This is a genomic window from Pollutimonas rozaliensis (assembly GCF_048751585.1).
Lineage (GTDB): Bacteria > Pseudomonadota > Gammaproteobacteria > Burkholderiales > Burkholderiaceae_B.
In genome coordinates this window covers 1-251 of record NZ_JAZHOB010000261.1, presented here as the reverse complement: position 1 = coordinate 251, position 251 = coordinate 1, and the positions used below count along the sequence as shown (strand labels likewise).

At 65.3% G+C, this 251-nt stretch carries 1 protein-coding gene; it reads right to left on the bottom strand.

The annotated features are described in order from the left end of the window. On the bottom strand, positions 1–251 hold a 251-nt coding region (locus V0R37_RS22825; RefSeq protein ID WP_420376652.1), incomplete at both ends, for a hypothetical protein.

Here is a 251-nt window from a genome sequence, read left to right as displayed (position 1 = left end):
GCCTGATCGACCACCAGCAGAAAGCCACGGTTGTCCGCCACGTTGCTGTCGCCGTCCTGGTTGCCGTCGGCCTGCGCCAGGGCCAGGGAGGTGAAATCGGCATCGGTCCAGAAATAGAAACCGCGGACCACGCCGCCGCTCTTGATCGGCCGGCTGATCCAGCCGTAGTAGGTGGTGGCGCCGATGGTCACGGCGGTGGCGGAGACGTCGTTGCCGCTGAAGAAGCGGCTGTTGGTGGCGTCATTGACCAC